Below are 25,370 nucleotides of genomic sequence, written 5' to 3'. Positions count from 1 at the left end.
CTAAATCAGCGAGGCTCGCGATTCTGAGAGCGCGATCCTCAGCCGTTTAAATGCAGCCCTTTCAGTGCGTGCCGCTAGTTCCCGGAACAATAACACATAATCAGAGAAACGCCCGAATATTGCCGCGAGTCTCGATTGACGGCAGACCGATCGGCCGGTACGATAGAACGAGTTGAATATGCGACGGGGGGCGGCGATATATGAGTGATTACAATAATCCGATCTTTTTTGATCCCGACATTGGCAATTCAATAGACAACGCCCTCGAACAAATTGAAATCTCTCCCTCAATTGTCCGATTGAAGGAACGTCCCGTTATTGATCCGTTGACGACCGCGGCATTGTTGTTGAAATGCCGCGCTATCCGAATGGAACATGTCCGCGACTACCAATCCGACATTGATGATATATCGTGGCACATCTTGCTGGATTTGATGGTTTCAACGAACGCCGGAAAACCGGTTTCAGTACATGAGCTCGCGATCACGCACAATCTGACGACGAATACCATGTCCCGATATGTTCAGTATCTGGTTAATATCGAGCTGATCGACTGGAATATCGGTGTCAAGGAGGGGGAAGGGAGACAATTAAAGCTAACCGTGTCCGGTGATACTTTAATCCAGTCTACCCTTGATAAAATAAGTCATGGGCTGATGAATTTCTGACCGGTTTTTCATTAAATATTAGGCAGCCTTGGTCGCCCCAGATGCTCTTTTGACATCTGCAATCTGACAAAGTTCCACAATCGCTATATCGACATGAATTGCAGCAATATCCGCGTTGATAGAATCGAGCTGCGATAAAATTTGCTCGAGCTGATCAATCCAATCTTGCAAGGCTTCTTTATCACTGCGCATAAGTTTAGAAAATTCTTTCTGCTATAGATTGAGCGAGACAACCCGATTAGTTTCATTAGACTCTTCTTCATAAAAAAGTCAACTATTTCCAAATAACGCGGGATAACTGTGCCCGATATTGGAAACTATTACGAACACTCGACAATGGATGCCATTCGATTTCGCGTAAACTAGTGTAATATAAAGTAAACTGATTCTTGATGGTCGTATATTGAATTATCGATACATCATTCGCATAATTTCGCGGTGCTGTCCGACGAGACAACCATCGAACCCGTAGATGTAAACAGAGATATTATCAATATCACCGCACTCTATTTCAAAACCATTATGGGTCATTCTCCATTGGAGATGCCATTCAAAACGACAGTGCCTGGTTTCAGTCAAACTTCCCGCTCTTCGGAAAACCTGTCGGTGGCAAGCGTCCCGCCGCGCCCCGCGCAACCCGCCACATCGTGAGGTCATTCTCGGTCCGCGTGCGCCCGCTGTCTCCGCCCATTGCCCAACTCAGGCCATCTTCCAATCTGAACACAGTCGCATCGGACAGTCCGCCGTCCTTGTAGCGTTGCAGCATGACGCCCTGCCCTTTGGCCATTTCCGGCATTTCGGAGAGGGAAAAGACGACCAGCTTGCGATTTTCACCAATTGCAGCGACGTGATCGGCGCCTTCGGGAACCCGGCGAACTACCGTCAGGCGCGCATCGCCCTTCAGATTTACGACCTGCCTGCCTTTTTTGGTTTCCGCGACGACATCGGCAATATTGCAGATAAAACCGCGTCCCCAGGTGGAGGCAATCAACAACTTCGCTTTCATGTCCGCGACCATTAGGGCCATCGGCTCGGCATTCGCCTCGAGGTCGACCATCGACCCGACCGGCTCGCCGAAGCCGCGCGCACCGGGCAGCTTGTCCGCGCCGAGCGTGTAAAAGCGACCGTTATCGCAGCACATCAAAAGCTTGTCGGTGGTCTGCGCGTGGAAGGCGTATTTCGGACCATCGCCTTCCTTGAACTTGAAGCTGTCCGGTGCGGAGAGATCCGCATGCCCCTTCATCGCCTTGATCCAGCCGCGCTGCGACATGATGACGGTGACAGGTTCTTTCTCGATAAAGGCTTCGAGTGATATTTCGCGTGCAGGCGCGGCTTCAATCAGCATCGTCCGCCGCGCGCCCAGTGCCGTGTCCTCGGCGTAGAGCTTGCGCAGATCGGCAAGATCCTTCTTCAGCCGCGTCTTCTGCCGCGCCGGGCTTTCAATCAGCTTTTCAAGCCCGTCCCGTTCCTCGAGCAGCTTGTCCCGTTCGCTGCGCAATTCCATTTCTTCCAGCTTGCGCAACGACCGTAAACGCATGTTGAGAATCGCTTCGGCCTGACGGTCCGTCAGCTCGAACTCTTCCATCAGCATCGGCTTGGGTTCGTCATGGTTGCGGATAATCTCGATCACACGGTCGAGATTGAGATAGGCAATGATATAGCCACCGAGCAGTTCCAGCCGGGCATCGATCTTGTCGAGCCGATGCTGCGAACGGCGAAGCAACACTTCGATCTGATGGACAATCCATTGTTTCAGCACTTCGGTGATGCCCATCACCTTGGGCACCCGGTCCTTGTCGAGCACATTCATGTTGAGCGAAAAGCGATTTTCGAGATCGGACATGCGGAACAACGCATTCATCAGATCCTCGGGATCGACTGCCCGGCTTTTCGGTTCGAGGATGATCCGGACCTGTTCGTCCGATTCATCGCGGATATCGGCGAGTATCGGTAATTTCTTGTCGGCAATGATCTGGGCGATCTGCTCGATCAGTTTGCCCTTTTGCACCTGATAGGGAATTTCGGTGACAACAATCTGCCACGCACCGCGCCCTTCGGCGTCTTCCTTCTCCCATTTGCAGCGCACCCGCATAGCCCCGCGGCCGCTCTCATAGGCGGCGTCAATGACGGATTTAGGATCAACCAGCGTTCCGCCGGTTGCCAGGTCCGGCCCCTTGATGATCGCCATGATCTCGGCATGTTCAGCTTTGGGAGAGTCGATCAGCAGTGTCGCCGCGTCGATAATCTCGTGAACATTGTGCGACGGGATGCTGGTCGCCATGCCCACGGCAATGCCGCTGGCACCATTGGCGAGCAGATTCGGAAACAGCCCGGGCATGACTTCCGGCTCTTCGTCTTCGCCATTATAAGTGGGTTTGAAATCAACCGTGCCTTCATCGAGACCGTGCATCAGCTCGATCGCCGTGCGGGTCAGACGGGCTTCTGTGTAACGATAGGCAGCTGCATTATCGCCGTCGATATTGCCGAAATTCCCCTGGCCGTCGACCAGCGGATAGCGCAGCGAGAATGTCTGGGCGAGGCGGACCATCGCGTCATAGACCGACTGATCGCCATGCGGGTGATATTTACCGATGACATCACCGACCACACGGGCACATTTCTTGTAACCCTGCGACGGATCAAGCTTGAGCAATCGCATCGCCCACAACAGGCGGCGATGCACCGGCTTCAGGCCATCGCGCAAATCGGGCAACGACCGCGCGGTGATCGTCGACATGGCGTAAATCAGATAGCGTTCGGACAGCGCTGCATCAAAGGGCGCTTCGACTATCGCATCAAATTCATCTTCGGGTTCTTCGGGCGGGGCTTCGGTTACATCACTCATGCGAGAAGCGATAGCAGGCTGGATTCATGCTTGGTAGTGGGAAAGTGGCGGAATGATGATGGAGCCTGCCTTCGTGACACGATTTTATCTTACGGGCCGCTCGCTGCGATAATAGAGAAAAGCAAACCACAATGCGACTGCGCCAAGCAGGTGCCAGATCGCATGACCCTGTAACAGGCTTTCGGGCGCACAAAGCTGCCCGCGCTGGTCGAGATTCCATATCGTGAAGGCGACAATATTGGCGACAAGCCCAGCGACATAATAGCCGGTGCGGACCTGCGGGCGCAGCGGTCTGGCAAAGACAAGTTCGAGGACGATCGCGGCGAGCAGGATCACCGCAAAGAGCCAGCGGCGGACCTCGGGGAGCGCATAGAGGATTGCGACAAGCATCGCACAAAGTATTCCGTAATAGATCATGGCACGCCGGTCCGGGATGCCCCGCCATTTCGCCAGCGCACTAACCAGAAAGAACCCGCTGACCAGATACATGCCGAGCACATCGAAAAACTGCCCCCATAATGTAAGCGTCGCGTGGAGCAGGACGGATCCGATCCCGACGATGATCGCGGCCACCCCAAGCATGCTAGCAGAAAGGGGCGGTAAGGCCGAAATCCAGTCACGCGACCGCGCCATCAGGATCATCAGAAAACCGATGGAAACGAAGCCAAGTGACGACAGGCTGTTGGCAGGCTGCAACAATAACGCGCCAGTCCTCGGCATTTCGCAAAAACACCTAGTTTCGGTGCAAGTTGCCGAAGCGAAGCGCAACCAGTCGGGGCCAAACAAACTCAGCAAGCCGATGCTTATTGTCGCAGCGAGTGCTGTTAGCGCTAAAGCAACAAACAGCTTTCCCGAAATGTTGGTCATCGAGTCAGCCACTCTCGTGGCAGATCCAGACCTTCGCGTTCATTGTCCCAGATGATCCCCATAATCCACCAGCGACCACTCGGTTTTCCGTCCTCGTCCATATCATCATTCCAGAGATGGATCATGTTCACGCCGCGAAACTGGATTACCGGATGTTCCGGAGTTTCCCGCGCCTCATATGCCGAATAGACATGGGCGACCTGACCGAAAATATCTACCTTGCGTCCGATCTCGATTTCGTAAAATGACTTGCCTTCGAGCAGCGGGATTGTCGCTTCGACGAACTCATCATAGCTGAACGGATAGGCTACCGGCTTGCCATCTTCGACTCGCGTGCGGACCAGCACACAGCGAGGATGATAGATTTCGCGGTCGCGTTCCCAGTCCTGCTCGCCCGGTGGTCCCGATATGCAATCGTAGAGCGTTTCCATGACGTCATCTATGGTGGCATATTTGGTCATCGCGATCGCAATCTCTGGGTTTGTTCCGCCAACCATCATGAAACGGGATTGTTTGCGCCGCAAGTCGGTTTCGCATATAGGAAGGTTCGGTTGCCCCGATCCGTTCAATCCGTCATGATTCGAACAATCGGGGCATGATTTTTTGTCGCTCTCTTTGCGAAGTGGAACCAAGCAATGTCCCGTCGTCGCCAAATCTATGAAGGCAAGGCCAAGATTCTTTACGAAGGCCCTGAACCCGGTACCATTATCCAATATTTCAAGGATGATGCCACCGCCTTCAACGCCGAGAAAAAAGGCACGATTAACGGCAAGGGCGTGATCAACAACCGGATCAGCGAGCATATTTTCACGTTGCTTGGCCATATCGGTATTCCAAGCCATTTCATCCGCCGCCTCAACATGCGCGAACAGCTCGTCAAACAGGTCGAGATTGTCCCGATCGAAGTGATCGTCCGCAATGTCGCTGCCGGTTCTCTTTCCAAACGCCTCGGCATCGAAGAGGGCACACCGCTCCCCCACACCTTGCTGGAATATTGCTACAAGGATGACGCGCTTGGCGATCCGCTGGTTGCGGAAGAACATATCGCGTGCTTCGGTTGGGCCAGTCAGGAGGAAATGCAGGATATTTCCGCCATGGCCATCCGGATCAACGACTTCATGGCCGGAATGTTTGCCGGAATCGGTATCCGGCTGGTCGATTTCAAGCTCGAGTTCGGCCGGGTTTTCGAGGGCGATTTCTCGCGGATCATTCTGGCCGACGAAATCAGTCCGGACGGTTGCCGTCTGTGGGACATTGAAACCAACGAGAAGCTGGACAAAGACCGTTTCCGCCGGGATCTCGGTGGTGAAGCAGAAGCTTATCAGGAAGTTGCGAGACGCCTGGGACTATTCCCTGAAGGCGGTGTCAGCGAAGTGGCGGATCTGGACAGTGAACGGAAGAAGCGCGGGAAATAGTCAGCGCTTCCAAGCCCGTCGCCAATAATATCCGGTCGGAAGGTGCTCGGTCACGGTGACCAGCGTCTGCCGTTTCAGAATTGACGGGCTGTCGTGACCGCATTCCACCATCTGTCTTTTCCATTTTTCTTTCTTGCTCTTGCCCCGGCTAATCTTGGCGCTATAGCAAGGCAATATTGACCGGCGGAACAGAGCGAGTGCGAAGCATGAAAGTCAGAATTTTTGTAACGTTGAAAGACGGTGTGTTGGACCCTCAGGGGAAAGCCATACATCACGCTTTGGAAAGTCTGGATTTTTCCGGGGTCAATGACGTCCGCGCCGGCAAGCTGATCGAACTGGATGTTGACCCCTCCGTCAGTCGGGAAGAGATCGACAGAATGTGCGCCAAGCTGCTCGCAAATACTGTCATAGAAAATTATGAAATCGAATTGCCGGAAACAACATCGGGGACTGTGTCCTGATGCAATCCGCGGTGATCGTCTTTCCGGGCTCGAACTGCGACCGCGATATGGCTGTCGCACTGGAAACAGTTTCGGGCAAGAAACCTCATATGGTCTGGCACGGAGACAGTGAACTTCCTGCAGGGCTTGATGTCATCGCCATTCCGGGTGGATTTTCCTACGGGGATTATCTGCGGTCGGGCGCAATGGCCTCGAGATCCAATATTATCAAGCCGGTGGTGGAAGCGGCCCAGCATGGCGTCAGAATATTGGGCGTGTGCAACGGGTTTCAAATCCTCACGGAGACGGGCCTGTTGCCCGGTGCGCTGATGCGCAACAGCGACATTCATTTTGTCTGCAAAGACGCCGATCTCGATGTCTCGAATAATCAGACTATATTTACGTCCGGCTATGCTAAAAATGCTGCTATCTCGATACCGGTCGCCCATCATGACGGTAATTTCTTCGCCGACAAGGATACGCTTGACCGGCTGGAGAACGAGGACCGGGTCGCGTTTCGCTACCGCAGTGATATCAACGGTTCGTCGCGCAATATTGCCGGCATTATCAACGAAGCGGGCAACGTCCTTGGTATGATGCCGCATCCGGAACGTGCGATTGATAAAAAGCATGGCGGGACGGACGGGCTGTCACTGTTCGAAAGCCTGCTGCGCTAATAGCGCATTGCCCGGACTAGCCCTACCAGTCGGCAGAACCTTCGCCGAGATACAGGATGGCGGTTGATGCTGATCCACCTTTATATCGACCGACACGGATCACCCATATTTTGAGCGTTCGGAACTGATTTGGTCAGCCAGGACGGCCCGTCCGCGCGCCGAATACTGCAGCATAACATACGAAAGACTTGTGACGGCAACGGTTGAGTCGGTGCTGCAACAGGTCCGTTGCGGCTCAATCATATTACTCGTCCGCAAACGAAAAAGGGCCGGTCCGAAGACCAGCCCTTTTCCCAATTGGTATCAATGTTGGTATTAGTTACCCGAACCAGGTCCGTACATAACTTCAACACGACGGTTCTGAGGCTCACGAACGCCGTCTGCGGTTTCAACGCGAGGACGCGATTCACCGAAGGCTTCACTCGAGATAGCGCCGCCGCCAATTCCGCGCGATTCAAGATACGCACGAACAGCACCGTTGCGACGCTGGGACAGACCGACGTTGTAGCTGGCAGAACCAGACTTATCAGCGTGACCAGCCAGCATAACCTGAGCCGAACCACAATCACCATATGCGGTAACCGCATTGTCGAGAACCGAAGCCGCTTCTGGTGTGATGTCCGACTGATCCCAGTCAAAGAACACAATATAAGGGCCAGGTGCACAAACCGACGCTGCTGGCGGCGGTGGTGGAGGTGGCGGTGGTGGTGGTGGTGGAGGCGGTGGTGGTGGTGGTGCCGCTGGTTCGCCGCCGAAGTTGTAAATCAAGCTACCCAGAATCGAGTGGGTACGCAGACGGGTATCGGCTGTACGGCCTATTTGATCTACGAGGTTTACGCCTTCATGGTTGAAGAACCGATATTTCAGTCCAACATCCCAGCTATCATTCAACGGAGCGCGAACGCCTGCAAGCACCTGCCATGCAAAGCCTGTGTCCGAATCATCAAGATAAGGTCCAGCAAAGATATTCGTTACTTCAGTACGTGCAACGCCAACGCCGCCGCCAACAAAGCCCTGAATACCGTCATCATCACCAAAGTCTACCATGCCGTTCAGCATGAAGCTGAGAGCATTTACTTCGCCGTTGATCGCTGGCTGACCAACAAAAGTCGCCCCAGCGCCACTTGCTGTCTGTGGGATACCGGGTGCATCAGCGCGTACGCTATTGGCAGCCGCAGCTTTATATCCGACTTCGGCTTCCAACCGGAAACCACCGAAATCATATCCGACAATACCGTCGAAATCATATCCGGTGTCATGGTTGGTCTGAAGTGCATCGTCTACACCGGCAATATCAACCGACATATCTTCGGCCAACAATGCACCGCCCTCGACACCAACATACCATTGGCCATCACGGGCCATGGCAGGTGTTGCCAGCGCTGTGGAGGCAAGCGCCATTCCTAAGGCAAGCTTCCGCATTTATATTCCCCTTCTCAATTAGGTTCTAAATTCACGCCGCTTTCTAGCGCCTTGCATCAACCAGTGCAAGCGGCCAAATCGCAGAACTGTTGCGAAAATGTCGCCATTTTCGGTGTTTAGCGCAAAAAATGGTTCCCAAATTTGGTTCAATTAGCCAAACCTGTGTTCCAAGTGGCTTCAGGAATCGGTTTTATGGGCCAGACTTGAGGATTCCCTGCGCTTCGAGTGCCGCCAATATCGAATCGATCACGCTACGTGCCTCGACATCGATCACAGCACCTGCCGCCGGGCTGTCGATAGCAGGTGCCAATTGCCAACCATTACGGAAAACGGCGAATGTGTCGAGCGACACAATATAGACGCGCTCCAGCGCCAATGGTGTCACAAACAGCCAGCCATTGCCGGTCCACCCCGCTATTTCATCATCATGACCCAGCCATTCGTCTGTGGCGCCTGATCCAATAATCCAGGACTGCCCGGACACCGGTATAAGCGCTGTCGGATCGGTTTCGATCGCCTGTGCTGCCGGATGTATCAAATGATCGATGAGGGCGAGGGCTTCGTTATGGAATAATTCCTTGTGCGCCTGCCCGGTAGCGAGCAGCGGAAGCTTAAGCCGTGCAGTTTCCAATAGAGCCATGATGGGTTCTTTCCAGAGAGTTTGCGAGAAGTGAATGGGATGAATTCAAAGTGGTATTTCAAACACCAGTGCTTCAGACAGGCCGTGCGCTCCGACCTGGAAGATCCGGGCACTTATATTACTGATATTGTTTATGAAAAATGGATCAATCTCGGCTACAGATACGATAATCAGCGGCACCGCCGATTCTTGAAAAACCGGCGCTACCGAACCATCGGACGCCGATAGTTCGACCCTGTATTTCTCGACCTCCTCGGCCAGCGGCACTTCGACATGGTCGGACCAGATTGTTCCCGCTCGAGACCGACGGGTCCAGCCGATCGCCAGATCACCATTGTCCATAAAATTCCAGGTCGGATGAACCGGCGACCAGGGCATCAAGGCCCGGCCCGGCGATGCTGTAGATGCGGGCATGGGAGCGAGATCGTCTCGGCCGAGCGCAAAAACGGTGGTCGGTGAAAAAACGAAATAGGCAGCGGGCGCGATCTCTAGCATCGACGCCGCGTCGAGCAATATGAAATCTTCATTCGCGCTATGCCGCGTGATTTCCGCCTCGGTACCGCCCAGGCCGCGGATCAGCCTGGCCAGACGATATTGCCCGTTCCCCAGAGACATTGCCTCGGCAAACTGGATGACTTCCCCGCCGATCGCCGCAATATTGTTACCGGCCAGCAATTGCGAATCATTGGCATAGGCCAGTGTCATAGCTGGATTGCGCATTTCCACATCGATAGAATTGACCTGATCAATCAAGGCGGGGCTCGCGGGAGCAAGCGTTCCCAAGGTCGTGCCCATGATTGTGGGAGCAGCTATCTGGCCGATGTAAGCGCCGGGCGCGCCATCCGGGCCGGAAGCAAAAAGCTGGGCGTTTCGCCACCCCACATCACCGGCAGCTGCTGCATAAAGCCTAGCCGAGTCGGAAACAGCAGCGGGCGCATCAATAGCGAACGGCAGGTCGACCAGCACAAGGCGGGTCGATCCGGCAAGCCGGTCGGGATCCGGGAGGTTTCTGCCCTGTTCCGAATCGATTGGAGACAGGTATTTATTGCTACTGGCCCGGGTCAACGAAAGCTGTACGAATCCTCGCCCAATCTCGCATTGCCGGATGCGCCAGAGGCCCTCAAAAGCGGCGAATTTCAACAATAGCCCAGGCCGATAAGGGCGACTGCCCAAGGCCACGGAAACCTGCAATGTCGAACGTTCGTCATATGCGGACCATAGCCCGTCTACCGCGAGCGCTCTGGCGTCGTTGACAGCCATGGTCGCAGGAAAATTCCGCGCCAACGATATCCGGCCAGCCCCCGGGCGGAACGCAGACTGGATACCTGACTGGTAGTCGCGGGCCGGATCGTAATAGCGGACAGACAATTGTCTCGGAGTCGCAGAAATCGAAGCAGAACGCTGTTCGGGTGGTGCAATTTCCTGCCTGCCAGCCACGCGCACGAAATCGCCGTCGATCGTCGAGCCGGTCGCAGGGTCTGCGACCAAGCGCGCCTCCGCTTCGATCCGGTCAATCGCAACCGGATCGGATGAAAAGGACAGCGGAATCGAATCGCTCAGCGAGCGCAAGGCAGCGTGTCTGTCTTCGCTCCCGGCGGCATAGCCGACAAGCGCCTCACTCGCCGGCAGGACAATCCGGTCGCCCGAAAGGTCCGAGATAATTTCTGCAATGGACACCGAACCGTCGTCGGCGATCACTTCGAATGTCAGAGACGGGATCCGGTTACCATATTCGGTCAGGTCCATATCTTCGAAAACGGCCAGCGCCAGACCGCGATAGGCCGGTGTCCCGCCATATGCTTCCGCACTGGCCATCAGCCCGTCGACGGGCTGGTCCTCGCTACCCGCGTAAAAGGTAAATCGGGTTGCCGTCTTGAAATCGCCGGCGACACCCCGGAAGATTTTTCCGTCCGCCCATATCCGGCCGATGCCCTGGATTCGGCGACTGGACAAGGCAACGGCGAAACAGGCAGAATAGCTATAAATTGTCGTGCTCGGCTGGCCTTTCCCTCCGCCTTCCCGGTTGCGGGTCTCTTTGAGATCAGTCGCCCAGACCACCGTCCCCGCGACCCGCATCCTACCAAATATCCGGGGAATCTGGGAGCCATAGCTCGACGTCTGGACGGCCAGTTCCTGCAACCGCGGCCCTTCCCGCCCCTGTGGCTTGAACAGGATATTCTGGTCGAATTGCTGGCCGATTATGGCACCGATAGCACCGCCGATCGGCCCGCCAATTGCGGTGCCTACGGCGGTCAACACCAAGGTCGCCATTCAGTCCTCCGTCAGTCTGAAAATCGAGACAATTGGCCAAGGGGCCTCGCCGGGACAAAACACGACCTTGCCAAGACCGGCATGGGCGTGAACAAAGCCATCATTGGCGCGGATCAAAAAATGCCATTGGACGGGACTGGGCCGGACCAGAACGATGTCGCCTTCACATAATCCGGTTTCGGGCGGTAAGCGTATGAAACCGATGTCGGCCATAAACGCGTTGATCGACTCCTCGGACCCGCCTCGGATCGAATAGCCAATGGGTGCTTCGCAATCGACATCGGCTGCAAGCAGACATTGTTCCGCCAACCCGATGCAATCCAGACCGTCTTTCGCATCACGGCCGTGCAGCCGGAATTCCGCCCCACAAAGAGACGCTGCTTTTTTCGCCATTTTTGGTGATCCTTTTCCGGATATTTTCATGCGCCGGGATATCGCGTGAGTAAGTCATTGCCTGGGAGATAGGGTTCGCCGCGAAAGTTGATGCTGTTGGCGAAGCGGTCGCGGCAGGTCGCAAAATTCTTGTTACAACCCTCGGTGAGCAAGACCCTTGTCCCTGGCGCAACCGGCTGAGAGGGCTGGTCGGCCAGTCTGACCGCATCCCCCTGCCCGCTGACGATTGCATAGCTTAGTCCGCAATTCGGACCATCGAGGAAGCGCAATGACCCGAACGCATAATCGGCAGCCGCGCCGCCCAGTGCATCAATCCCGATCTCGTCCCCGCTAATCGTTATGATCCGGCCCTCCCGCTGGTGCCGGTGCAGACTGAGCTTGCACTGGCGATCACCGAAATCGGCCCGGCAGGTGGGCGATGTCAGCGGCGCAATCGGTTCGTCGAGAAAGGATGTCGCGCCCAGCATTTCGACCGTAAAATTGTCACCCGATCTCACAATTTCGCCAAATTCACCGCAGATCAGCGGCAATGGCTCGGCCTCGGGCTGCTCCCAGTCGATCAGCGAAATATAGAGCAGCGCTCCGTCCCAGCGCCCTGCGTCAAGATCCGCTTCCGCGATAGCAGCACTGGTCATGACACCCGAAATCTCGACATTGTCGATGTCGAGACTGTCGGACAGCGCGATCGAGGAGGGCACCATCCCTGGTGCCGCTCGATAGCGAAACCCGTCGATGACAAGATCGCGATCATGTGACGTAAAACCGAGCGCAACGCCGTCTTCGCGCTCCAGCCGCCAGAGATAGGCGCTAGTTGTGACCTCCCGGTCCAGCCAGTCGAGGCTCATGACGTTTCCCGCACCTCGACCAGCAACACTTCGGGGATATCGCCGGCAAGGAATGTCGCGTGATTCACGGTCAGCTGATCGCTGGCGAAGCGCACCGGCACATCGAACAGAAAACCGGCAGTGATATCGCTGCCTTCTGCTGGCGGCCTGTCAAATGTCACCATCCCCATCGGACCAAGCGACCAGCCACCGGTCAATTGCCCGTCTACCGCGACTTGCAGCGACTCCGGATCCGGCCGCGTGATCAGTCTTTGCTGCGCTTCTCCAGCAGGGTCACCGTAATTTTTGACCAGCTGATATTCCGTCTGCTGGCCATCACCCTTGCCGAGAAGCTGGTCTGTCGGCGCCGGATCTCCGGCCATGTCATGGGAACTGTAATCATAGGGATCGCGGAAGCGAAAGCCCTTGGCCGCACCCTGCCGCGCCCGGAAAAAGACGATCAATGTGCGCAATTCTTCCTCGCTTCTGACGCCCGGTCCGACATCAAATTCAAGCCGCGCATCGGCCCAGTCGCTGTTGCGCGTCTCGTGACCGGAAATGGTCGTCACGATATTGGTAGAAAATCCCGGCGAAACGCTGGCCCCCTGGCCAATCGCGAGCGGGAATTGCACGTCGTCGAAGCCGTTCACATCCTCATCCTTTTCCTGAAAATAGATGAATCCGTCGCGCGCAACCTGCGGCAGCGCCCAGACGAAAATCTCCGGCGTGCCTCTCGCGTGCGCATCGTCGATCGCGTCGACCATATTGCTCCAGATGAAGCGATCCGCCGATTGCAGCACAAAACCGGTGAAATATTGCTGTTGTTCGACCGGATAGCCAAGCCGGTCGGTCGCCAGTTCTATACCGCTCCTGGTCGTCGACCGATTACCGGCGATCACCCAGTCATAATCCTCCAGCTGCAATATATCGAAGGCGGGACTGGCCCAGCCGACCGGCAAATTTGCCCGTTTTGCTTCGGGGGCATGTGTATCCAGAATCGTCGGCAAATAGGCGAGCAAGAGCGTTTCCACCGGAGCGGCTCCCGCTTCCTCTTTGACCGCATCGATCAACGCAGCGGTCGACGCCGCCAATATCGCTCCGGCCTGATCAAGCATCGCTTCCTGTTGCGAAGTTTTCGGCCCGTCAATCGATGCAATGCTAACCGAATCCTCGCCGAAGGCGGCACGGGCCGCAGCATCATAAAGACAAATGCGCTTGTCCGGCATGATCCACCACCACGGCTCGCCGACCTGAAAGCGGATCGCCGCACCGACATCTTGGGCAATCGAGACAAAGGCTCGCGCCACGGCTTGCAGATAGTTCATGGCGTCGTCGTTGGCAGGCGAAAGCAACGTCGACGGCGGTTCCCAGCCGGTCAGAGCCGGATCTCCATTCTCCGCCCGCTGCTTCCAGTCTGCCCGGCAATGCGCGTCGAATAATTCGTAGGAAAGCGAGAGGATCACCGAATATCCCATCGCTTCGGCGCGGGATATCAGGTCGCGGTGCCACACTGCTGCGGGCTGGTTGATCGCTGAAAATTCTTCACCCGCTTGCGGAGCAGAAAGACTGGCATATAGTCCCTCGCCGACTGTCTCCAGCCGGAAATAATGGCTCATACCCAGATAGTGATTGATCGCGCCGCGATAGCCCAAGGCCCGCGTCATTCGCAGCAACCGCTCGGGCGTCTGGTTGAAACTGTCATCATAAGCGGTAGCCATCGACAGCCCATTTTCCGGCACCATGATGTCACCAATTTCCAGCACCGCGCCCTGACCATCCGTGCGGATCGCGCTCATTTCGACCCAGCCGGTCTTCGGCGTGTCATAACGCGTGCCCAGTTCGTCATATTCCGGGGGAATGATCGAAATGAACAGCCGGTCGATATCTCCAGGAAAGACCGGTTCGGCCTCTCCGGGCAGCAAAAAGCCGCCTTCGACCTTGGAAAATTCTATCAAAATTTGCGCATCGGTCGGGGTGCCGCTGGCATAGTTCCACAGCCGGACATACCAGGATTTCGGATCACCGGCGGCATCCCGCCCTTCGATCGTCAGCGTCGGGCCATTGATTGCATCAAGCGGCATGATCCCGGAAGACCGCCAGTGAAATTCCCATTGCAGCCGCGAATGGTCACGCATCGTTTCGTAAGCAAGCAACGGATGGTCCAGCGTGTCTTCGCTTTCCCAGATCAACCCGGCAAGATCGTCGCTATTATAAAAGACCGCATCCACGCGCAGCGCATCTGCTGCGGTCGTCACAACCGATGCCATCATCGGCCGCGGGAAATTAATCGTCCAGAAGCGCGGATCGAAACGCTGGATGAAGCTGCTTCGCTGCCCCGTTCTTTTCTCTGCTAGCCAGAAACCCATGATCAACCCGCCTTTGCGCTCAGCGCATTGCGCACCGTCCGCGCCACTTGCCGACTGGACCGACGCATCTGGTCGGGTGCGCTGCTCTGGCCATTGTCGGAAATATTGATGGTCAACCGGATATTGGGTGCGGCACTGGCAGAAACCAGCTGCTCGATACGCCCCGCCGCGGTCGGCACGAGCAGCTCGGGTCCGCGTTCGCCGACCATATAGGCACGGCCACCGCTGACCGGACCGCCGGTTGCCCGTCCCGGCGCGCCCAGGAAGGCGCTTAGCAAGGATGTCCCGATATTCAGCAGACCGCCGCCGGAACTGCCCGACCCACCACCAAACAGGCTCGACAATCCACCGTTGATCGCGGCACCAGCAATGTCATTCATGACTGAAAGCGCTACCCGGCGCATATCCTCAAACTCCAGTGAGCCACGGCGAATGGCGCGGCTCAGGGTGGACTCCAGTGCCGATCCTGCCCGTTCCAGACCGGACGCAAAGGGCCCGTCAAGCTGGCCCTTCATATCGGCCACGTCCTGGGCAAAACCGGCGGTATCAGCGCGGACGCTGACCACCAGCCGTTCGATTTCTTCATCCATCGGGGAAAGCTTCTTTCAATATTGCAAAAGTGGATTGATCGAGAGGCAAGGCCGGATCCCCGCCGATCGCATGACCTTCGAGAGACCGGAACAGGCTGGCCAGCTCCTCTGGCGTAGCATGCCAGAACTGATCCGGCGTCCAGCCGAGGATCAGCGGCACAAGCCCCGCCAGCCGCGCTGCGGAGGTACTAAAATTATCAGCCATCAGCTATCGGCAGACCGGCCGGACAATATCTGCTTCAGCAAGATTTTCAGCGCCGGGGTGATCCCTGCGAGACCCAGTTTCATCATGCCCTCGCCCAGTTGATCGCGGGTCAAATGCTCCGGTCGGTCCCTGGCGACATGCCAGAACAGCGTGACGATTTCCGATAGCAAAAGTCGTCCACTGGCGGCCCGCTCGACCAGATCGAACAGCGATCCCAGCTCTTCCTCAGCGGCTACCAGCGCTGCAAAACTGGGCCGCAGGATCAGGCGCGTGCCATCAATGACAATTTCTGCCTCGCCGCGCAGAACGTTGGCGGGCCGGTCAGACACTGGCGACCGCGCCGGAGCTTTCGAGGCTCAATGTATAACTGCGCTCGCCATTATAATCGCCGCTATAGTCCAGCCGGGCGACCAGAAATTCGCCCTGCATCCGTTCGCCGCCCTCGAAGCTGAGTTCATAGGCATCGATGACGCCGCCCAGCGCATGATTCTTGATCCGCATCTCTGCGTCAGAGCCGGTAAACACCCCGGCACCGGACACCGAAACCGAGCGCACCCCCGCGCCCGACAGCAATTGCCGCCAGCCGCCGCTATCCTTGCTGGTGATTGCCACTGGTTCGCCGTTGATCGACATCTGCGTGGTCCGCAGACCCGCGATGGTCGTATAGCCGACCGGGCTTTCGCCATCGCCGATTTTCAGGAGAAAGGCGCTGCCTTTTTCTGCTGCCATATTCTGGTTCCTTTATGTGGTTAATTATTCCCTCAAAACCCTCGCGCGATATTCGGTCAACCCGCTCCACGGGCTGACCGCGCTCCGCAGGATGCGGGTGCGGCGGAATTCGAAGGTGACGATCTGCCAGCCATCCGGATCATCAAGTCCGGGCTCCAGCGCGTCCTCGACCAGCGCCATCAGCCGGTGCAGGCGCGCCGCCGTCTCGCCGTCATCGTGGATGGTCAGCGCGAGGCTCAATTCCCGGCCGACGCCGCCCTTGTGGCTCCAGTCGAGCGAAGCCCCGGTCGCCAGCGCTATATATGGGAAATCCGCTCGCGGTGGAGGACCGTCGAAGATTCCGCTAACCAGATCCGTCAACGCGACATGTCCGCTCAACCTCACGACCAGTGCCTGTTGCACCGCTTCCAGCGCGCTGCTCATCGCACGGCCCGCATCAGAAAGGCGACATCGCGCAGACTGCTATTCTCGATCAGCCGAAGACCCAACCGACGCGCTTCCACCTGAATGCCCTCGTCGATTTCGGCAATCCGGACATCGTCAGGCAATTCGTCCGCCAGCACCGATTTGATTTCGGATCTGGCGCGACCCAGCCGCTGTTCGGCCATGGCTTCGCCGCGCTTTTGCAATTTTTCCATCATCTCTTTTCTTCCGCCTGCAGAATTGTTTTCGGGATCAGCCGATGCTCCAGAATGACGCTCGCTATGGCCATCACTCGATCGCCCCAGAGCAGCCGGTCACCCGGTTTGATCGCCTGCGTTTCCCGCAAAATAAACCGCCAGCGCGGCATCGCCGAACGGCTCTCCGCCTCGCTGGCACTGCCCCCGTCCAGCGCCTCTGCCGCAGCCCAAAATTCGCCGATGGTGATATATTCTGGTTCGGCCGAGGCCAGCGCATCGCGGCTGCCAGTCTGTCGTTCGATGGTGATGCGTTCGCGCAAGATTCCGGAAAATTCCTGTCCCATCATGCCATCCTCATCCGCCGATAGGGTCGCCACAATGCGGTCACCGCGCTCGGCGGGCCACCGGCATCGATACCGTCGCGATTGGCATAGAGATAGCCCGCCATCCGCACGATCCCCTGGCGCAGACCGGCAGGAAGCTCGTCCCAGTCCGTCGCCAGACCGGCGCTGTAGGTCACACGAATCCGCGAACCGCCGTCGCTGCGGTGCGGTCTGATCCAGCCGATTCCATCGCTATCGATGTCCATCGCATAGTCCGCGACCGCCAGCACCGTCGCAAGTCCGTCCGCGCCCACTTGCTCCACGGAAGCAATCAACTGCACAGGCAGCCGCTTCAGCTTTTGCCATTCATGGCGCGCGGGCAAGATATCGGTCACCGGTCGGGCGATCAGCATTTGGCCGGTAAAATCCTCGCACAAGGACGCGGCGCTGCGCAAAAACGCATCAATGGCGGGATCATCGGCCTGATGATCAATCCGGACAAAATCCCTGACCTCTGCGATCAGCGCTGCCGGCAATTCCGGCCAGTCTGCAATGGGGAAGCTCACGGTCGCGGCATCCTTTCAATATATGTTCGAAATATGCGCCCGTGCCGGATCGGGAGGGGGAGCAACCGGCACGGGCGCGCTGCGCCGAAACGCAGCAAGGGGTCAGGAAGCGCTGAACTGCATCAGCTTGATCGCTTCCGAATTCATGAGCTGACCGCCGACCCGCTTGGTCGCGTAGAAATGGACGAACGGCTTGTTGGTGAATGGGTCGCGCAAGATGCTGGTCGCGCTCCGTTCGGCGATCAGATAGCCCGCGCGGAAATTACCGAAGGCAATCGACAGGCTGTCAGCCGCGATATCGGGCATGTCCTCGGCCTCGACCACCGGATAGCCGAGCAAGGTCGCGGGCTGGCCATTGGCCAGTGAAGGCTGCCACAGAAATGCGCCATCCGCCGTCTTGAACTTGCGGATATGGGCGAGGGTCGAACTGTTCATCACGAAGGATGCGCCCTGCCGGTAGGCGGGACGCAACGTGTGGACGAGATCGACCAACACATCCTCGCTGTCGAAGCTGCCCGACACACCGGACGGCACATATTGCAGCGATCCGAAGGCGCGAACGTCGTCGCTCTCGTCGGTCACCGCCGCATTGAGAAAACCACGGGGCTGATTGACGCCGGAACCGCCGACAAAAGCGGCGCCCTCCGCCTGAGCAAATTCACGGGCGATCTCGTCCGCCAGCCAGGATTCGACGTCAAAAGCCGCATCATCCAGCATCGCCTGCGACGCCGCCGGATTGGCGTAAAGCTCTCCAGTCGGCGGGGCGATCTCGTTGAAATCCGGCGTATCGGTTTCAGGCCGACCGGCGGTCTCGCTAACCCAGCCAGACGGCGTGCCGCCGCTGGTGACCAGCTTGCGATAGCCTGCGCTACCGGTCTGCACGACCGTCGCGATCGAGCGGATCGGAGAAATATCCTTGAGCGTTGCCCCGATCAGCGCGTCAATTTCCTGCGGCACGGCAAATCCGCCCTCGGGTCCCGATGCACCGGAGAAGCTCTTCAATTCAACACCGGCCTGATCCCCGCGCCGGAGATATTTGGCTATAAAATCCTGGGCGGCAGCCGACGACGGCATCCCCTTCGCGCCATCCAGCGCAGGGCGGGCGGATGCTTTGGAAATATCGGTCATCTGGGTTTTCAGGCCATCGACATCCGTGCGTAGCGATTTGATCTGATCGCCTTGGCTGGCGACATCCTCCGCCATCAGAACGGCGTCGAATGACGCCTCGAGCGGGTCGGCCTTGGTTTCGAGCGGGGTTTCGGGAGAGAGTTTCATATCATTCCTTTCCTGGGTTATTTTTCATGTCAAAATGGGGCTGGCAGCGAAGCCAGTGTCGGTTCTTCGTGCCTTTGTGTCTTCGTGTGAAAAATCGTGGCTATTCGACCAGATGAACCCGCGCCAATGGCTGCATCGGAAACGTCACCAGCGAAATCTCGGCGACATCCAGATCGAGCAATTCGCGTGGCTGTTTGCCCACCGCCCGCTTCACCCGATAGCCAAAGCTCAATCCCTTGACCGACGCTCCGGACAGCAGGGCTACCGCCTCACGTCCGGCTCTGGTCGCGGTCGAGACACTCCCGATCACCCGCAATCCACGCCGGTCTTCCTGCACATAGTCTACCTGGCCGATCTGCTGGCGCGGGTCATGTTGCCAGAGCAGCGGCAGGGATTGGCCTTGTGGCAATTCTCCGAACGCCCCGGGCCGGATGATATCACCGCCCTTGTCGATGCGGTCGAAGATCGCGGCATAACCGGCAAAGCGAAAGGTGCGGGGAGTCACTGAATGAGAATCCGTTCGCCCTGAGCCTGTCGAAGGGCGCTGTGCGGCAAGAGGTGCTTCGACAGGCTCAGCACGAACGGACTTTGTCGCCATATTCACAGCACCAGATGCCCAAGCCCCAACCGCATCGCGATCCCGACCAGCAATAACGCCAACGTCCCGCGCACAATCCAGCGGATCGCCGCCTTCCACGCGCTCGCCTTGGCATCACGCCACGCGCGGAGCAGTTCGCGCAATTCGTCAATATCATCCTGCGCGGTCGGGTCGGCCAGCCCCAGCCGGTCGAGCACCCGCACCGCGCCGCTATCCGTCGCTTCCTCGACAATCGCGCGCAATGTCACCAGATCAGCACCATCGCCTTCCGCCTGCGCCATCAGGCGGGCGAGCATTTCGTCGTTATTCATTTTTATTGGATTCCTTTTTTAAACCTCAAGCGCCGGGCGGGCGCATCCGCGCCCTTGGCTATCCTCGCTTACGCTGCGGGCGCGCGGTCGCGCTTGCCTCCGCTTCGCGTCGATTCGGCGCTCACACTCGTGGCTAGTTTCTAACCGAGCGCAGCGAGGCAAGGCCGACTGGCCGCCGCGCCTTACGGCGCGAAAGCCAAGGGCGCGGATGCGCCCGCCCGGCGCTTGAGGCCAAAATAAATACGCCCCGTCGGAGGCGTTCGCGCAGCAAACTGCCGCGAGACAAAATTAAATCCCCAGCATCGCCCGTTTCTCTTCCGGCGACAGAAAATCCGCCTCGCAAACCTGCCTCCACAGCCGCTCGCGATCCTCCGACAGCGCCGGGATCTGGTCGCGATCCACCGCCAGTTTCATGTCCGGCCACCAGTTCCGCAGCGCGCCAGACAGACCATCCAGTATCTTCCCTGCCAGCGGCAGGATCGTCAGCCGCCACAGCGCCCGGTTGGCTTCCCGGTAATTGGCGTAACTATTGTCGCCGGGCAGCCCGAGCAGCATCGGCGGCACGCCAAAGGCCAGCGCGATCTCCCGCGCCGCCGCTTCCTTGAGCGCGACAAAATCCATGTCCGCCGGGGTCATGCTCATCGATTGCCATTTCAGACCGCCCTCGAGCAGCATCGGCCGCCCGGCATTGACCGATCCGGCAAAGCTCGCCTCCATCTCGGCCTTCAACCGGTCAAACTGCTCGCCGGTCAGCGCCGATCCGTCGGCACCGGGATCATAAACCAACGCCCCCGATGGCCGCGCCGCATTGTCGAGGATCGCCTTGTTCCATTTCGCCGCCGCATTGTGGACCGCTACCGCTTTCGCCGCAGCCCCCAGACAACCAAGTCCATAATGGTCATCGGTCGGGTGGAAACCCTTCAAGTGCACGATCGCCGGCCTGCCCATCGCATCCTGCGCGGCAAAGCGCGTGCGATGCTCGCCAGCGCGATAGGCATAAGCCACCGGCCAGCCTTTCGTATCGGGTTCGACGGTGATCCGGTCCGGACGCAGCGCGTAAAGTTCCCCGGGCTGATCATCCTCGCCATGGATTATCTGCACATAGGCGTTGCCATGAAGCAGCAGATGCGCTGCGATCGTCTCGAGCAACGACTGGCTGGAACCCGGTCCACCGACCAGAGCCACAACCCTTTCATCCACCGACAACAGCGGAGCACCGCCAACAGCTTCCGCGACAATCCGCACCGCGCGCTGGGCAATGGCATTCTCGACATAGGCCTCGCGCACCCTTCCTTCATAAGAAAAGGGCGCGTCCCCCGAAAGAGCCGCGCCACCATAAGTGCCGATATAGGACCGCCCCAAAGGCGGCCGCGATGGTCCACCCCCGCCCTTGAAGGCGAGAGCGATATTTTCCCAGAATGTCATATTTGTTCCTTTGTTCGTCGGCAAAGATCGAGGCCCCGCTAACGAACCCTCGGCACCCTGCTTTTCCCCAGCATCAATTCCGTCAGCGCCCAGACCAGAGCATCAGCCCGGTCCGGCGAACGTCCCGGCCCTTCGTAGCCGCCGCCCACCAGCAACCCGCACATCTCGTCTTCCAGTTGCGGAAACGCGCCGACATGATGCACCCGTCCATTTTCATAAAGCGCCGCCACCGGTTCCGCCCGAGCAACCTTGCCGCGCGAGGCGTGAACCAGCTTCACCGGCAGCGAGATTTTCGCCGCGTGCAGCACCGATTTCACCATCGCGCCGCCCTGATTGGCTTCCGCAATGACGCGGTCGGCATCATAGCGGTCCGCTGCGTCAGCCACCTTGCGGGCCCAGGTTTCGGGACTGGCCTTTTCCACGCTGGTATCGGCCAGCACATAGGCTTTGCCGTCTGCGCCGAGCCCGGCAACGATGATCCCGCAAGCGTCGCCCTTTGCCGAGGCAGGCGGATCGACGCCGATGACGATTCTGGCAAAACCAACCTCCCGTTCGTCTCGAGCGAAGTCGAGAGACCGGTTAGAGGGCGCCAATGTGTCTCGACTTCGCTCGACACGAACGGCGTTGCGAGAAACCCGACACTCCTCGATCATCGCTCTTGTCCACAGCGCGCCCTCAAAATCCTCGATCAGTTCGCCGTCCAATTCCTGACGCCCCAGCCGCGTGCCGCCATAATCTCCCTCCATCGCGGTCAGGAACGCAACCGGCAGATGCAGATCATTATCCTGCGTCCGGCCTCTTGTGATCACCGCCTCGCCGCCAGCCAAAGCCCGGACCAGCGGCACCGGACGCGGCGTCGTGGTGGCAACCATCTGCGGACGGTAGCCGAGACGCAAACCCATTTTCAGATTGTCCCAGGCGGCTTCCGCCTGCCCGGCATTGTTCAACCACTTGGCAATCTCGTCGCACCAGCTGTGACTGTGCTGGGGACCTCGCAAGCCTTCCGGCTCGGCGGCGGAATAGAGATGCGCCTGCGCACCATTTTCCCAGGTCAGCCGCTTCAGCGACGGTTCCCAGTTCGGGCGCTGCTTCGGCGGCGCAATCGACAGCAGGCCGCTCTCCCCTTCAACCATCACCGTCCGGGTCTCGGCATAGTTTGCGCTGACGAGGGCAAAGCGGGCGCTGCCATCACATTCGGCAATCTGCCGCACCCATTCCGCCCCTGCCCGGGTTTTGCCAAAGCCGCGTCCTGCCATGATCAGCCAGATCGACCAGTCACCGGCAGGCGGTCTCTGTTCCGGCCGGGCCCAGAAATTCCAGTGGTACAGGACGTCCTGCTGCTGCCGCCGGTTCAACGAAAAGAAAAGCGCCCTGCGTTCCTGCGCGCTCGAATCCGCAAAAAACTCAGCGTCGGTCAAATCATTCATCATTATCGGAGGCAGGAGGCTTTGCCTGCCCCTCGGCCAGCTCACGACGTCTGAGCAGCTTTGTCCGCATATCGGCCAATTTGCGGTCGAGATCGATGCGTATCTGTTCCGGACTGATATCATCCTCTATCGCGCGGGTCAGCGCCACCATCTGCTTGTGCGCCAGCAATAATTTGACGCCAATGCCGTCATTATAGTGCTTCACCGTCGCAACCTGCTGGCCTTCATGGAAAACCGGTTTCTCGACGCCATTGCGGGCACGGTCGAGCAAATCCATTTCCAGCAACTCATAGCCGGCGGCGAGAGACCGCATCCATTCCCGGAGAAACTCCGGATCGCGCTCGCGCCAGTTATAGACGGTCGAGACCGCAACACCGGCCGCCCTGGCCGAAGCTGACACGTGCGAGCTTAGAGCAAGGTTTTTCAGAAACTTCAGCTTGCGCCTGTGGTCATAACATCCCCCGACTTTTGATTTTACCATGAACATACTCCGCACCGGATCGGCGCGAACCGTCCGGACATAAAAAAGGACCTTCCGGTCTGAAGGCCCCGCCGGTCCGGCGGGATCATTCAGAGCTGGTCGGCCCGAATCACAATTTCGCGATGTTCCTGATATGTACCTAAATAGCGTGACGATGTCAAGTATTTTGTACCTATTTGGTAAATTCCGGCTGCAAGTCAATGGTCGGAACCACATGCTCGCTGATATATTCAGCAGCCATTTCAGCCAGTTCCCGGCCGAGATGCCAGTCGAGTATCTGCATATTCGGAATGATCGGCGGATTGACCAATACATCTTGTTCGCCGAGCATTTCCTTCGAAGCCATCCGGCTTGCAACCACCATCGACCGCGACATGATTTCGACAATCGAGGGAAATTCTGCGTCCCGCTTGCGACGGAAGATCACGTCGCGCAACAAGCGCCACCGCCCGCGAATGTCGCCATATAGCGCCTTTGTCCGCCATATTTCATGAGGATCGCCTAAAGACACGACAATATTCGGTCCGGATTTCAGCCCGTGCATCACCTTGACCGGGACATTGTCGAGGACTCCGCCGTCGACCAGGATATTGCCGTCCTTGTCGATGAACGGTGGCAATATCGTCGGCAAGGATCCCGATGCGCGGACGCATTCCCACAAAGGTCCGCGCCGGTGGATATGCAGGCCGTTGGTCGACAGGTTGGTCGAGACGCCGAAAAAATTGATCGGCTGGTCGGCGATATCCCGGGTCCCGTAACGGGTTCGCAGTTCGCTATCGAACACCGTCGGATCGAGCAGCGAGTAGATTGGCAAGGTAAGCCGTTTCATCGCCTTGGCATGGATGAACATCGCCTCCATCTGGTCGAGCGTTTCTTCCACCGACATCCCGCGGGCAATAGCGCCGCCCATCGCCGCCCCTGCGCTCGCACCGCCAATGAAATCGATCGGAATATCGGCCTGCCGCAACGCCTTGATCACGCCGAGATGGGCACAGCCCAATGCGCCGCCGCCCGCCAGCACGATGCCGACGGCCCGACCGGTCAGGAAACGTGCGACCTTGGTAAAGTCCGCATCATTGTCGAGCGCGACATGATGATGCAATTTAGGGCTACGCGGATCAATCCACTCGCTGCTCCTGCTGATCGATTTGTCACTGCTCTTCCGAAGCAACAGCAAGCTGCGCTGCGGTTCCGCGATCGAGCGCATCGCCGATATTTCCATCGCATTGGGTTCGGGATCGGCCTGGCCGGGCCGCGCCACCATGACCAGTGCGTCCGCGTTACGGCACACCATCTGTCCCCAGTCCTCCGGCCCGCTGCCGTCGATCAGGACATAGGCACCTTTGGCTTCCTGCTCCGCCAGCCAGGACTGATATTCGCCGCTGTCCGCCGCTTCGCTGGTTCCGCGATCGAGCGGCACGACCGGCGTCCCTGCCGCGACCACCGCCTCAAACGCCTCTGCCATCCGCATCAGAAACCCGTCAGGCAAGGCGCTGTTTCCTGCGGGTAGCAGCGCAATTACGCGTGGAATATTCGATGTTATCGACGATGTCCGCGCAGTCGCGACCGCAAGCCGTTCGGAGACCAGCTTCAGCATCGCCGCGTATAATTCGGGATGGCGCAGAGCAATTTCGTCAAAGGCCTGCCGCGAGACTTCCCGCACCTTCGAATCGCGGGTGGCGATAACATCTGCGGTCCGCTTACCACCGGCAAAAAAAGCCAGTTCTCCGACCGCTTCTCCGGTTTCGATATGGGCGACAATCCGTTTCTTGTTGACCACAACCCGAAATCGTCCGGACTCGACAAAATAAAGCGCGTCCGCGTCATCGCCCTGGCGAACCAGCGCCTCGCCGCCTGTTACCGGTCGCATGGTAGAGGCAGATTGCAACGCGCTCAGAGCTTCCGGGGACACGCCCTGAAAAAGGGGATTCCGCCCCAGATCCGGTATTTTTGTTGGTTCAGCCAAACTATGTTCCCCGTCGGTGCGACCCG

At 58.0% G+C, this 25,370-nt stretch carries 29 protein-coding genes; 4 read left to right on the top strand and 25 right to left on the bottom strand.

Annotated elements, in window-relative coordinates; genetic code table 11:
• The first annotated feature begins 200 nt into the window (after window positions 1–200).
• A complete protein-coding gene (locus tag AAC060_RS03670; RefSeq protein WP_339822985.1) occupies window positions 201–668 on the top strand; it encodes a hypothetical protein in 468 nt (155 codons plus the stop codon).
• Window positions 669–686: 18 nt separating this feature from the next.
• Here the strand turns inward: AAC060_RS03670 and AAC060_RS03665 are convergent, their stop codons facing one another.
• From AAC060_RS03665 to AAC060_RS03650, 4 genes are all read right to left on the bottom strand, one after another.
• A complete protein-coding gene (locus AAC060_RS03665; protein WP_339822983.1) occupies window positions 687–860 on the bottom strand; it encodes a hypothetical protein in 174 nt (57 codons plus the stop codon).
• 379 nt (window positions 861–1,239) lie between these two features.
• Window positions 1,240–3,513: a DNA topoisomerase IV subunit A gene (gene parC / locus AAC060_RS03660; RefSeq protein ID WP_339822981.1), complete on the bottom strand. Its 2,274-nt coding sequence runs from the start codon at window positions 3,511–3,513 to the stop codon at window positions 1,240–1,242.
• An 84-nt stretch (window positions 3,514–3,597) separates the two neighbouring features.
• Window positions 3,598–4,212: a ceramidase domain-containing protein gene (locus AAC060_RS03655; protein ID WP_339822979.1), complete on the bottom strand. Its 615-nt coding sequence runs from the start codon at window positions 4,210–4,212 to the stop codon at window positions 3,598–3,600.
• Between the two features lie 164 nt (window positions 4,213–4,376).
• Window positions 4,377–4,841 carry a hypothetical protein gene (locus tag AAC060_RS03650; protein ID WP_339822977.1) on the bottom strand — a complete coding sequence of 155 codons (465 nt, stop codon included), beginning with the start codon at window positions 4,839–4,841 and terminating at the stop codon, window positions 4,377–4,379.
• 174 nt (window positions 4,842–5,015) lie between these two features.
• On the opposite strand from AAC060_RS03650, the gene purC reads away from it, so the two are divergent.
• The 3 genes from purC (at window position 5,016) to purQ (ending at window position 6,912) form a co-directional block, all read left to right on the top strand.
• Entirely contained in the window at window positions 5,016–5,795 is a 780-nt protein-coding gene (purC, locus tag AAC060_RS03645; RefSeq protein WP_339693306.1) for a phosphoribosylaminoimidazolesuccinocarboxamide synthase, read from the top strand.
• A gap of 206 nt (window positions 5,796–6,001) precedes the next feature.
• Window positions 6,002–6,256, top strand: coding sequence for a phosphoribosylformylglycinamidine synthase subunit PurS (purS, locus tag AAC060_RS03640; RefSeq protein ID WP_339822975.1), 255 nt, complete (start codon window positions 6,002–6,004; stop codon window positions 6,254–6,256).
• Window positions 6,256–6,912: a phosphoribosylformylglycinamidine synthase subunit PurQ gene (gene purQ, locus AAC060_RS03635; RefSeq protein WP_339822973.1), complete on the top strand. Its 657-nt coding sequence runs from the start codon at window positions 6,256–6,258 to the stop codon at window positions 6,910–6,912. The genes purS and purQ overlap by 1 nt, the downstream gene beginning before the upstream one ends.
• A gap of 315 nt (window positions 6,913–7,227) precedes the next feature.
• On the opposite strand, the gene AAC060_RS03630 is transcribed toward purQ, so the two are convergent.
• From AAC060_RS03630 to AAC060_RS03530, 21 genes are all read right to left on the bottom strand, one after another.
• Window positions 7,228–8,334 carry an OmpA family protein gene (locus AAC060_RS03630; protein ID WP_339822971.1) on the bottom strand — a complete coding sequence of 369 codons (1,107 nt, stop codon included), beginning with the start codon at window positions 8,332–8,334 and terminating at the stop codon, window positions 7,228–7,230.
• A gap of 190 nt (window positions 8,335–8,524) precedes the next feature.
• A complete protein-coding gene (locus tag AAC060_RS03625) occupies window positions 8,525–8,974 on the bottom strand; it encodes a DUF2793 domain-containing protein (protein WP_339822969.1) in 450 nt (149 codons plus the stop codon).
• Between the two features lie 45 nt (window positions 8,975–9,019).
• Window positions 9,020–11,245, bottom strand: coding sequence for a phage tail protein (locus tag AAC060_RS03620; RefSeq protein WP_339822967.1), 2,226 nt, complete (start codon window positions 11,243–11,245; stop codon window positions 9,020–9,022).
• Window positions 11,246–11,638, bottom strand: a complete 393-nt coding sequence (locus AAC060_RS03615) for a peptidoglycan endopeptidase (RefSeq protein WP_339822965.1) — start codon at window positions 11,636–11,638, stop codon at window positions 11,246–11,248. It lies immediately after the preceding gene.
• A gap of 26 nt (window positions 11,639–11,664) precedes the next feature.
• Complete coding sequence (locus AAC060_RS03610; RefSeq protein WP_339822963.1) at window positions 11,665–12,483, bottom strand: DUF2163 domain-containing protein; 819 nt, start codon at window positions 12,481–12,483, stop codon at window positions 11,665–11,667.
• Complete coding sequence (locus AAC060_RS03605) at window positions 12,480–14,828, bottom strand: DUF2460 domain-containing protein (protein WP_339822961.1); 2,349 nt, start codon at window positions 14,826–14,828, stop codon at window positions 12,480–12,482. Before AAC060_RS03605 ends, AAC060_RS03610 begins: the two co-directional genes overlap by 4 nt.
• A 2-nt stretch (window positions 14,829–14,830) precedes the next feature.
• Window positions 14,831–15,418 (bottom strand): tail tape measure protein, encoded by a 588-nt coding sequence (locus AAC060_RS03600; protein WP_339822959.1) that lies wholly within the window; start codon window positions 15,416–15,418, stop codon window positions 14,831–14,833.
• Entirely contained in the window at window positions 15,411–15,623 is a 213-nt protein-coding gene (locus AAC060_RS03595) for a phage tail assembly chaperone (RefSeq protein ID WP_339822957.1), read from the bottom strand. The genes AAC060_RS03600 and AAC060_RS03595 overlap by 8 nt, the downstream gene beginning before the upstream one ends.
• Window positions 15,623–15,952, bottom strand: a complete 330-nt coding sequence (locus tag AAC060_RS03590; RefSeq protein WP_339822955.1) for a gene transfer agent family protein — start codon at window positions 15,950–15,952, stop codon at window positions 15,623–15,625. The genes AAC060_RS03595 and AAC060_RS03590 overlap by 1 nt, the downstream gene beginning before the upstream one ends.
• On the bottom strand, window positions 15,945–16,352 hold the full coding sequence (locus AAC060_RS03585) for a phage tail protein (RefSeq protein WP_339822953.1): 408 nt from the start codon (window positions 16,350–16,352) through the stop codon (window positions 15,945–15,947). Before AAC060_RS03585 ends, AAC060_RS03590 begins: the two co-directional genes overlap by 8 nt.
• Before the next feature lie 24 nt (window positions 16,353–16,376).
• Complete coding sequence (locus AAC060_RS03580) at window positions 16,377–16,775, bottom strand: DUF3168 domain-containing protein (protein ID WP_339822950.1); 399 nt, start codon at window positions 16,773–16,775, stop codon at window positions 16,377–16,379.
• Window positions 16,772–16,993, bottom strand: a complete 222-nt coding sequence (locus AAC060_RS03575; RefSeq protein ID WP_339822948.1) for a hypothetical protein — start codon at window positions 16,991–16,993, stop codon at window positions 16,772–16,774. The genes AAC060_RS03580 and AAC060_RS03575 overlap by 4 nt, the downstream gene beginning before the upstream one ends.
• The gene (locus AAC060_RS03570) at window positions 16,990–17,319 is read right to left on the bottom strand and encodes a head-tail adaptor protein (protein ID WP_339822946.1); all 330 of its coding nucleotides are present in this window, start codon (window positions 17,317–17,319) and stop codon (window positions 16,990–16,992) included. Before AAC060_RS03570 ends, AAC060_RS03575 begins: the two co-directional genes overlap by 4 nt.
• A complete protein-coding gene (locus AAC060_RS03565) occupies window positions 17,316–17,861 on the bottom strand; it encodes a hypothetical protein (RefSeq protein ID WP_339822945.1) in 546 nt (181 codons plus the stop codon). Before AAC060_RS03565 ends, AAC060_RS03570 begins: the two co-directional genes overlap by 4 nt.
• Before the next feature lie 102 nt (window positions 17,862–17,963).
• Window positions 17,964–19,136 (bottom strand): phage major capsid protein, encoded by a 1,173-nt coding sequence (locus tag AAC060_RS03560; protein WP_339822943.1) that lies wholly within the window; start codon window positions 19,134–19,136, stop codon window positions 17,964–17,966.
• Window positions 19,137–19,236: 100 nt separating this feature from the next.
• Complete coding sequence (locus tag AAC060_RS03555; protein WP_339822941.1) at window positions 19,237–19,641, bottom strand: HK97 family phage prohead protease; 405 nt, start codon at window positions 19,639–19,641, stop codon at window positions 19,237–19,239.
• 95 nt (window positions 19,642–19,736) lie between these two features.
• Window positions 19,737–20,045 (bottom strand): DUF6127 family protein, encoded by a 309-nt coding sequence (locus tag AAC060_RS03550; protein ID WP_339822939.1) that lies wholly within the window; start codon window positions 20,043–20,045, stop codon window positions 19,737–19,739.
• 288 nt (window positions 20,046–20,333) lie between these two features.
• A complete protein-coding gene (locus AAC060_RS03545) occupies window positions 20,334–21,470 on the bottom strand; it encodes a phage portal protein (RefSeq protein ID WP_339822938.1) in 1,137 nt (378 codons plus the stop codon).
• 38 nt (window positions 21,471–21,508) lie between these two features.
• Window positions 21,509–22,888 carry a terminase family protein gene (locus tag AAC060_RS03540; RefSeq protein ID WP_339822936.1) on the bottom strand — a complete coding sequence of 460 codons (1,380 nt, stop codon included), beginning with the start codon at window positions 22,886–22,888 and terminating at the stop codon, window positions 21,509–21,511.
• Between the two features lies 1 nt (window position 22,889).
• Window positions 22,890–23,378 carry a hypothetical protein gene (locus AAC060_RS03535; protein WP_339822934.1) on the bottom strand — a complete coding sequence of 163 codons (489 nt, stop codon included), beginning with the start codon at window positions 23,376–23,378 and terminating at the stop codon, window positions 22,890–22,892.
• Between the two features lie 172 nt (window positions 23,379–23,550).
• On the bottom strand, window positions 23,551–25,344 hold the full coding sequence (locus tag AAC060_RS03530; protein WP_339822932.1) for a cyclic nucleotide-binding and patatin-like phospholipase domain-containing protein: 1,794 nt from the start codon (window positions 25,342–25,344) through the stop codon (window positions 23,551–23,553).
• Between the last annotated feature and the right edge of the window lie 26 nt (window positions 25,345–25,370).

The sequence above is a fragment of the uncultured Parasphingorhabdus sp. genome (genome assembly GCF_963975555.1).
GTDB lineage: Bacteria > Pseudomonadota > Alphaproteobacteria > Sphingomonadales > Sphingomonadaceae > Parasphingorhabdus.
This window is presented reverse-complemented; position numbering and strand designations above follow the sequence as displayed.